At 68.6% G+C, this 9,531-nt stretch carries 4 protein-coding genes; all 4 read right to left on the bottom strand.

The features are described from left to right. Nucleotides 1–1,070: hypothetical protein (locus RKE40_RS20390; RefSeq protein WP_390893465.1), on the bottom strand; the 1,070-nt coding region annotated here is incomplete at its 3' end. 250 nt (nucleotides 1,071–1,320) lie between these two features. Next, a complete protein-coding gene (locus RKE40_RS20385) occupies nucleotides 1,321–2,730 on the bottom strand; it encodes a porin (RefSeq protein WP_316020047.1) in 1,410 nt (469 codons plus the stop codon). 396 nt (nucleotides 2,731–3,126) lie between these two features. Beyond that, complete coding sequence (locus RKE40_RS20380; RefSeq protein ID WP_316020046.1) at nucleotides 3,127–7,452, bottom strand: translocation/assembly module TamB domain-containing protein; 4,326 nt, start codon at nucleotides 7,450–7,452, stop codon at nucleotides 3,127–3,129. Further along, entirely contained in the window at nucleotides 7,452–9,404 is a 1,953-nt protein-coding gene (locus RKE40_RS20375; protein WP_316020045.1) for an autotransporter assembly complex protein TamA, read from the bottom strand. The genes RKE40_RS20380 and RKE40_RS20375 overlap by 1 nt, the downstream gene beginning before the upstream one ends. Nucleotides 9,405–9,531 lie beyond the last annotated feature (127 nt).

Below are 9,531 nucleotides of genomic sequence, written 5' to 3'. Positions count from 1 at the left end.
GCCCATGCCGGAGGCGCCGGCGCGGGAGGGGGCGGCGGTGGCGGCGGGCAGGCGATCGTCGCTACCGCGACCGATTCCGGGCCGTCGGCCTGGGCGATATTGAGCCGCAGCGCCTCGCAGCTGGCGAAATCCTTGGGGCCTTCGCCGCCGATCCGGTAACGGGGCCCATCGATCTCGACCTTGCCGCTATGCAGCCGCGCCAACTCCGAGATCGCGCGTCCGATCTGCGTCAGAAAAGCCGGGGGCTCGCCGGCAGCCGGCAGCGACCGATCGGTGATCCTGCCATCGCCCGGAAAGGCGCGTGCGAGCAAGCTGGCAAGCTCGCGCTTCACGGCTTCCGACGGGTAGTAGCCGGAAACAGTGACGGCCCCTGCGGCGTTCTTCTCGGCAGTCCACACATAGGGCGCGACGGTCGGCGGGTTGAGTGTGCAGTCGACCCGCGTGAAGCCGGTCGGAGCCGCCGTGGCGGCGGCGGCGCGTAGCGCAAGGTAGGCTTCCGGAGACGAGGCCGTGCCCTCGACGCAGTAGCGGGCATCGTCGAGCGCGACCTTGCCGGCCGAGAGCCGGCCGAGATCGGCGATCATCGTCGCGGTCAGGGCGGCGAACCCGGTCGGCGCGCCGAAAGCGATCTTCTGCTGATCGTCGATCTGCAGATCGCTGCCGAGCGCCCGGGCAGCGGCAATATTGGCTTTGGCCGTCGCCTCGTCGGGCACGTGGCCGGCAAGCGTCACGCGCTTCGCGTCACGGCTCGCAGACCAGCTATAGGGCTTTTGGGCGACCACCTGGGTCAGGCCGCCGATGACGCGTCGGACGCCGAATTCGGAGCCGAGCTGTGCCAATGCCCGGGCAGCGCCGTCGGCACTCGTCGCTTCGCCGTCGAGGTAGACGTCGCGACCGTCGACCTTGACCGTCACTTCGCGAATTCCCGGCGCCGCACCGGCGAGCGCACCGGCTGCGAGCGCCCTGCCCTCGACATCGCGGCGTACCGCGTCCGCCTGGATCAGATTGGCCGAGCTCCACAAAACCGCAAGTGGAACGAACCCCCACAGCCAACCGGCCTGCCGTGCCATCCCCGACCCTCGCCCCTGCCACCGAATCGAACCGATTCCGGCTCTTACGGCACCGCAAGAATCAGGCCCTATCCCATGATCAAGTCAAGCAAAGCGGGCAGGTTCTACCCCGAAATTCATTGCCTCCGGGGACGTCGACATGGTCGAGCGCTCCAGCCTCCCGGGGACATCGCCAGCGCGCCGGCACCCGCCAAAACGAAAGAAGCCCCGGGTTTCCCCGGGGCTTCCGTCTTCACGATCGGAAGATCGATCAGAAGTCGCGCTGGATGCGGAAGCGGCCAGCCCAAGCGTCGTCGGACTTGATGCTGGTGCCAGCAACACGACCACCGACGTTGTTGACGGCCAGGACGCGCGAGGCGAGCTCGGTACGGGTGTAGAGAACCTCAACACCGATATCCAGACCCGAAACCGGCGACCAGATCAGGTTACCAGCGATGATGGCTTCCTTCGGATCAAGCGAGCGGATCGGCGCGCCAGCGGCGTAGACGCCGGTCGGAGCGTTGTAGCCGAGCTTCAGCTCCGAGTACGAGCCGTAGAGCTCCGAACGCAGGGTCGGGGTCCAGAAGTGGCGGAGACCCGCAACGATCGACCAGCCGGTCGAGTTCTTGACGCCGCCAAGGGCATTGATGCCGATGTCGCCGATCACGAGCTGGTTGAGGGCAGTCGCCGAGGTGATGCGGCCCGAACCGAACTGACCACCCCAGCCGAGATAGCCGAGAGCGCCGTCAGCATAGGCAGCCTGCAGGAAGAGGACGTCGCCAGCGGCGAGCATCGGCAGGTTGATCTTGACACCACCCTGGATGGCCCAGCCGAGCTCGTCGCCGCTGTTGATCGCCGGGACCGTGAGGGTGCCGAGCTGGTTGCCGACGCTACGCTGCGTCAGAGCACCCGACAGCTGAGCGGAGCCCCAACCCTGATCGACGCGCAGCGAGGCGACGACGTCCGGGAAGTCCTGGCCTTCAAGAGCGACAGCCGTGCCGTCGAAGGCGGCGCCGCCGAGCAGGCCGCTGCGGAAGAACGCGCCGTTCTCACGGGTACCCGTGCCGGAGTTGCGGTCTTCGAGCGAGACGGTGGCCGAGAAGCCCGAACCGAAGGTGGCGGTGTAGGCCAACAGGTTCAGACGGCTATCAGCCGTGCGCAGGGTCGAGAAGCCAAAGTCGTTGGCGTAGAAGTCGAAGAACGACTGAGCGCGACCAGCGGTGATCGGACCGAACTGCACGAAGGCGAGGTCGACCAGCGAGGTCGTCGCAGCCGTCGTGAAGCGACCCTGACCCGGGGCGATGATGCCCTGGTTGCCGCCGATGGCGCCAGCGTACATGCCGGTGCTGTTGGTCAGCTCGTAGCGGAAGAAGGTGCGCAGCGTGCCATAGGCAGTCGCGGTACGGGCGTCGACGTTCAAGCGACCGCGAGCGCGGGTGCCGTAGGCGTCCTGACCGTTACCGTAGCGGGTGCCGACGGTGTACTCAGCGCGGACACGACCGCCAACGCGAAGGCAGGTGTCGGTGCCCGGGATGTAGAAGAAGCCAGCGCCGTAGGCGGAGCAGACGCGAACGTATTCGACCGGAGCGGCCTTCCGCGAAGGAAGGTCGGCGGCCTGAGCCCCGGCAACCGCGGCGATACCGGCGGCAGAACCGAGGAGGAGGCTCTTAACGAGCTTCATTTGATAACCTCCAAAAGAGTTTCGAGACCCTCGGGCTTCGGCGAACTCGTTTTCCGGACGGCCCCAGGAGACCCCACCGGCGAACCCGCCTATCCCGGTCTTCCCCCCCCACTCCCGAACCACTCAGAAGCGAAGTTGAAAAACAGCGACCGGGAATGTCCCGCCGCACAGTCACCATTACGAATGCCCGCCTCGCGATCAACCTTCATCACGTCGGGGTAAGGCTCGGCGGGGCGCTTTGGACCCCGGTGTTGCACGTCGGCCACGCTTTGAGCGCGGAACTTAAGACGCTGTTAACCGGCCGAGCCAGGATCGCTGCTCCCAGAGCGCATTCTGGCGTTCCTATGAGGCGAATCTTCGGCCCTGGGCAGCGGCGGCGATTCCCTGCCTGCCGACTCAGTATTCCCACTCGGCTCCGACGCCGACCGCCGCGCTGCCGTCGGCATTGGTCTCGGCCTGGAGCTTCAGCCGCCTTGTCACGTCGATGCCGACCGAGACCCCGCTTTCGGAGGGCTTGGCACCCGCTTTCACGCCGATGGTGATGTTGTCGGACAAGGCGCGCGAGACGCCGACCGTCGGCCCGTCCGGGCCCATCTGCACGTCGAGATTGTCGACACCGAGCTGGCGCCGCAGCTTCTCGAACACGTCGTCGCCACCAGCGCCCGAGAACTGCGCCGCGGTCTGGGCCAGCTGGAGCGCCTGGAAAGGCGAGAGCGAGCCGGAAGCGCGCTCGAAGAGCAGCCGCGACAGCACCTCGTCCGGAGGCAGCTCGGGCGAGGAGGTGAAGGTGAATTCCGGCGCCGATGCCTGGCCGCTGACGATGATCCTGGCCGTGACGTCGGCGGCGCGCGTCTCGGCGACGAAATCCAGCTCCGGCATGACATCGCCGGAGAAGGTCACGCGACCGCGGCTGAAATCGAGGCGCTGGCTCAGAACGCTCAAGCGTCCGCGGCGCAGATCGAAGCCGCCATTCAGCACGGGATTCGCCGAAGTACCGCCGACACGCAGCTCGCCGCCCAGCTCGGCGTCGATGCCGCGGCCACGGATGAAGACACGTCCCGGGGCTGAAACCGTGATGTCGAGCACGGCATCGAAGGCCGGCGCGCGCGAGCCCTTGCGCTGCGCGGCGGCGCGGGCCTTGCGCTGGGCAGCGAGGCGCTGCGCAGCCTGGCCCTTGGCGTTGACATGCCTGATGCCGTCGACCGGGCGCAGGCTCGACGGCAGCCGGTCCGGTACGGCGACCTCGATCGTGACGACGCCGATCCGCCCGGCGATGCGCGGGCGCTGCGCCAGCGGCCCGGCGAGGTCGAGCCCGAGATCGGCCACCGCGGTCACCAGCCCGTTGGCAACGAGTTGGGCGCGCTTCCCCTCGATCCGAATCGTCCCTGGGAAACCCGCTTCCGGATCGAGCCGGACATTGCCCCGGGCCGAGAGCGTGCCGCCGCCCGGTGTCTGCGCCGAGAAGCGCTCGATCGCGAGCTCGGGACCGCGCGCGGCGAGTCGCGCCTCGATCCCGGTCAGCCTGACGCCCTGAAGCGCATCGCTGAAGCTGCCATTGGTGAGCGTCGCGCCACCGGAGAGCTGCGGTGCGGACATTGTTCCGCCAGCCCGCATATCGATGGCGATCTGCCCGGTCAGGTTCCGGCCATCGGCGGAGAGCTGGGTGTTGGCGAGCGCTGCGTCGACCCGGCCCTGAACGGCGAGATCGAGCGCGCCATTGCCGCCGAGCGGTACCGTGCCCTTCGCGGTGAGCGCGATGAAGCGGCCGCCATTGAGGCTGGCGTCGAGGCTGGTCTGGTGGCCGTTCAAGGTCCCCTGCCCGGCGATCTCAAGCGGCGGCAGTCCGGCCTGGCGAGTCTGCGGCGCGACGAGGCGAGCGATCTTCAGCCGCCATGGGCCGGTCGGGGCTTCCGGCGTTCCCTTGATCGTCGCCTCGGCGTCGAGCGTGCCGGACAGATCGAGCGTCGGCGCGGCGAGCCTGGCGGCAGAGAGCGGCACGTTCTGCGCCTGGAAGCGCAGGTCGAGCGCGCGACCGACTGCGCCGTCGAGCGTGATGCGGCCGGCATCGACGGCGATCGCGAGATCGCGGATGGCGACGCCGCCCTCGATGGCGGTGAAGCTCGCGGGTTTGGAGAGCGCGATGCGGCGTCCGTCGCGGCTGGCGGTGAAGCTGGCGAGGTCAAAGCGCAGCGGCTCGGACACGGAGAGCCTGCCCTTGGCCGCCAGCGCGAAACCGCGCGCCGTGGCATCGAGGCTGATATCGCTGGTCTCGGCTGCCCCCTGCGACACCAGTCGGATGGCGCTGACCGGCTCGCCGGCGATGACGGCCCGGTCGATCTGGACATTACCGTCGATGCGCGGCTTGCGGAGCGCATCGACGATGGCGAGCGTGGCATCTAGCTTCTCGAGGGTCAGGCTCGGCGCGGACAGGCGCTGCGCATTGGCCTTGAGGTCGATGTTCTGGCCGCCATTCGGCCAGGCGAGGCGCAGATCCGCATCGATGCGGCCGCCGAGCTTGGCCAGCGCCAGGGCCGAGAGATCGTCGAGATTGCGGGCGGCGAGCTTCAGACTGCCTTCCGCGAGATTGGCAGCGTCGAGATCGAGTGCGCCGTTCAGCGTGACCGAACCGATGGCGATATCGAGCTGCGGCAGGCTCCAGCCGCCGGGATCGCGCTTGGCGAAGCGCAACCTGCCGGTCGCGGGCTTGCCTTCGACCTCTCCGGAGAGCTTCGCGTCGCCGGTCAGGGCGCCCTGCAGGTCACGCAGCACCGCGTCGAGCGCCAGGCGCGGCACCGGCCGGCCGAGCGCCGTGGCGTTGGTGATGGCCGCGCGCAGCGTCGCGTCGAGCTTGTCGAGCGGGCCGGACAGGGTGGCATCGAAGGCGCCCTGCCCCGATAGCCGCGGGTCGGCGCGGCGCAGATCGGGAATCGCGATGTTGGCGCGCAGGTCAGACCCCTGGGCTCCGAGCGCGCCATCGGCGGCCGCGGTGACATGGGTGCCGGCGATGCGCAGGCCGTTGACGACGAGCCCGCCGCTGCCGGGAACACGGACTTCGCCGCCGAGCGTCAGCTTGCCGGCGAGCAGACGATCGAGCGCCTCCTGATCGAGACCGAGCGCCTCGGCCGAACCGTCGAGCTTCACCGCATAGCTCTTGCGATGCGGCTCGGCATCGACCGCGGTGGCCAGGGTCGCGGCGCCCTTGAGCTTGCGGTCGGCAAGGCCGCTCAGGCGGGACAGATCAGGCAGCCGGGCCTGGACCTTGCCGAGGATGCGCTTGGGACCGAGCTGGCCGACATAGTCGAGCTCCGCGCCGCCGAAGGCGAGCTTCAACGTCTCGAACTCGCCGCCACCGCCCTCGCTCGCCGTGCCGCGCAGGGTGAAGCGGACGCGGTCGCCGACGAAGCGCGCGAGACCGGGATCGGCGAGCGCAATACCCGAAGCCTCGCCATCCGAGACCAAGACGGTCCGGGTCGCAGGATCGCCAAGCGCTCCGTTCGGCGTCGCGGTGAAGGTCAGGTCGAGCTTGCCGAGCTTGCCTGCCGGCACCGAGGCACCTTCGGCCTGCAGGCTGGCATTGACGCGCGGACCGGCCGCCGGTCCCTGGATCCTGGCGTCGAAGGCGAGCTTGGCGATCTCGGTGCCGGAGGCGACCGTGCGGCCGTCGGCATTTGGCCTTGCCGCCGCGGTCACCGTGAAATCGAGATTCTTGTCGGCGCCGTAGAGACCTTTCACGTCGAGTCGGGCCAGGGCCGAAACCAGCGCCAGTTCCTCGACGGCGACCGCCCCGTCATCGGCGAAGGCGACGGCACCGTCGAGCTTGGTCGAGCCCTGGAAGACCGGAGCGACCGGAGCCGGCATCAGACCGGCGATACGGGAATCGAGCGCGAGCAACAGGCGGCGCCCGGCGCCGCGCCGCGACAGGTCGGCGGTGCCGTCAGCGCCGATGCTCGGCCCGGCATTGAAGGCGAGCGTCGCCTTGAAACGGTCGAGCGGGCCATCGCCCGAGAGATCGAGCTTGACCGGCGGGCGGTCCGGCAGATCGGCGATGGTCGAAAGCAGGCCGCCCTGTGGCTCGTCGAGCTTCACCGCAAGCTGGAGCTGCGTCGTCTGCGGCACGAAGCGCAAATTGACGTCGAGCGTGCCTCCCATGTCGAGCCGACGGCCGGCAAGGCGCAGGTCGAGCCCCTCATTGGGCGGGCCGAGACGGGCAGAACCTGTCGCCGACAGGCGCGCCGGCGCACCGATCACGGTCGGGCCGAGTACGAGTTCGCCGAGCTGGAATGCCTCGATGATCACCTTCAGCGGCAATTCGGGCAGGAGCGGTCCGTCATTGGCCTGTGCGGCCGCGGTCGCCGGATCGGGCAGCGGCCTGCGCAGGATCTCGAGCTTGCCGATCTCGAGCCGGTTGACCTCGAGCCGGCGCAGCAGCAGGGCAGAGCGCGTCCAGATCAGGCGCGCCCGATCGAGCCGGAGCCAGGGGCCGTCGCGATCGGAGATGACGATGTCGCGGATCGAAGCGTCCGAGGACAATGCCCCGTCCACGGCGCCGATCGAGACCTGGCTGCCATCTGTCGAGAGCGCCTTGGAGATCAGGTCGGCGAGGACGCCGCGCTCGCCCGAGTTCTGAGCATGCAGGCCAAAACCCGAAACGAACATCAGCAGCCCGGCGATCAGGAGCGCCGCGAGGAAAAGCACCAGCCGGGGTAAGCGGAGCGCGCCCATCAGAAGGCCTGCCCGATGCTGATATAGAGGGCGACGGGCTTGTCGCCCTTGCGCGGGTTGAGCGGCGCCGCGACGTCGACGCGGATCGGCCCGATCGGCGTATAGTAGCGCAGGCCGAGGCCGGCGGCGAACTGCAGCTGCTCCTTGAAGTTCGGCACCTGCGATTCAAAAGCCATGCCTGCATCGAAGAAGGGCACGATGCCGATCGTGTTGGTGATCTTGATGCGGGCCTCGACCGAAGCCTCGAAAAGGCTGCGCCCGCCGGTCAGCTGGTAGTAGGGCCCGAGCGGCGCCAGCGAGCGATAGGCGTAGCCGCGCACCGAACCGCCACCGCCGGCATAGAAGCGCCGCGTCGCCGGGATTTCATCGAGATCGGCGCCTGCGACCGAACCCAGCCCGATGCGGCCGGCCAGCACATAGCGGCTATCCTCGTCGAGCGAGTAATAGCCGGACAGCGCAGCCTTGCTCTGGAAGAAGGGCGCCGCCGAATGACCGTAGGAGTAGTAGGGCGCGACCGAAGCGGTGACGCGGATACCCCGCGTCGGGTCGAGCAGGCTGTCGGTCGAATCGTAGCGCAGCGAAAGCGGCACACCGAACATCGTGTAGTCGACCTGGCCGAGCACGTCGCTGGTCTGGCCGCGCTCGGCCTCCAGCCCGGCCTGGATCGAAAAGACGTCGCTGAAGCGGTGACGGATGGCGGCGGTGGCGTTGACGTAGCGGGCGGTATAGCCGCCGTAACGATTGGTGCCGACGCGCTCGCGCGTGGCGACGACATCGACGAGCAGATCGTTACGGGTGCCGCCAAGCGCCGGCTTCATGAAGCCGATCGAGAAACGAGCGCCGAGATCGGACGGCAGGAAGTCGCCGAAGCGCTGGATCTTGGTGCCGTCGATCCGCGGCGCGAAGAAGAGGTCGCCCTCCAGCCGCAAGCGCTCGGCCCCACCGAACAGGTTGCGATGCTCCCAGTAGGTCCGCACCGTCGGGCCATCGATGGTCGAATAGCGCGCCGAGAAGCCGAGCAGGCGCTTGGGCCGCTCGTTGACTTCGACGAAGATCGGCAGGTTGCCGCGGGCATCGAGGGCCGTGCCCTCCCGCATCCGCACCGCACCGACGGCAGGGATCTGCGCGATCGACTTGCGGGTGTCGGCGAGTGCTTTGGGCGAATAGGGGTCGCCGGGCTCGAGGTAGATGAAGGAGCGGATCACCGGCTCGGGGATGTCGCCGGTCTCGCCGATGCTGAAGTCGCCGAAGCCTGCGACCGGACCGGGGTCGACGACGATAGCGACATCCATAATCTTTGCGGCATGGTCGACCACGGGCCGGATCTCGACGACCTTGGCGAGCGGGCGCGAGCGGGCGCGCCAATAGTCGACGAGCGCCGCCTGCGCCGCGCGCAACGAAGCCGACGCGGCCGGGTCGCCCGGCCTCAGCCCGGAGACCTTGCCGGGATCGGCGATCACCGCAGTCGGATCGCGCTTCGCGCCAGGGACGATGTCGACATTGCGGAGCGTGAAGAGCGGCCCAGGATTGACGGTGACGACCACCGGCGCCGGGGCGCGGTTGCGAAAGCGCTCGGCCGCCGCAGCGAAGCCCGGAGGCGGCTCACCCGCCTGGCGGACCACCGCACCATCGACCGCGATCGTCACCTGAGCGTTGAAATAGCCGCGCGCCCACAGCGCATCGAGCATCGGGTCGATATCGGCGCTGGCCCGGCGCGCAAGGCTATCGCCGTCGGGCGGCGGATCCTGCCGCAAGCGATAGAGCAGCGAGGCATCCTGCAGATTGCGGGTCAGCGCGCTGGCATCGGGCGTATCGCCCAGTTCGAAGCTGAGTTCGTAGGGCAGCGTGGTGGCGCTGACCGCCGGCGGCTTCTCCTTCGAGCCGAACAGTCCGAAGACGTCGAGCGAGGACAGGTCGAAGGCGCGGGCCGGCGGAGTTTCGGCCGCAAGCATCGCGACGAAAGCGCATAAGCCCCCGCCCGCAACACCGAGCCCCCTACTCCGTCTCGACCGCATCAAACCTCCAACGCAACGCGACTAGAATGCAGAAAATGAGTTCTTTTTGTGATCCTGCCGTCAG

This window comes from Allobosea rubneri (genome assembly GCF_032464875.1).
GTDB classification, from domain to species: Bacteria; Pseudomonadota; Alphaproteobacteria; order Rhizobiales; family Beijerinckiaceae; genus Allobosea; species Allobosea rubneri.
Note: the sequence above shows the minus strand (reverse complement) of the source record. Positions and strands in the feature narration are given on the sequence as shown.

Excerpts from the sequence above, each read along its gene's own strand:
- RKE40_RS20385 (WP_316020047.1), bottom strand. The coding sequence starts at position 2,730 with ATGAAGCTCGTTAAGAGCCTCCTCCTCGGTTCTGCCGCCGGTATCGCC.
- RKE40_RS20375 (WP_316020045.1), bottom strand. The coding sequence starts at position 9,404 with ATGCTTGCGGCCGAAACTCCGCCGGCCCGCGCCTTCGACCTGTCCTCG.
- RKE40_RS20380 (WP_316020046.1), bottom strand. The coding sequence starts at position 7,452 with ATGGGCGCGCTCCGCTTACCCCGGCTGGTGCTTTTCCTCGCGGCGCTC.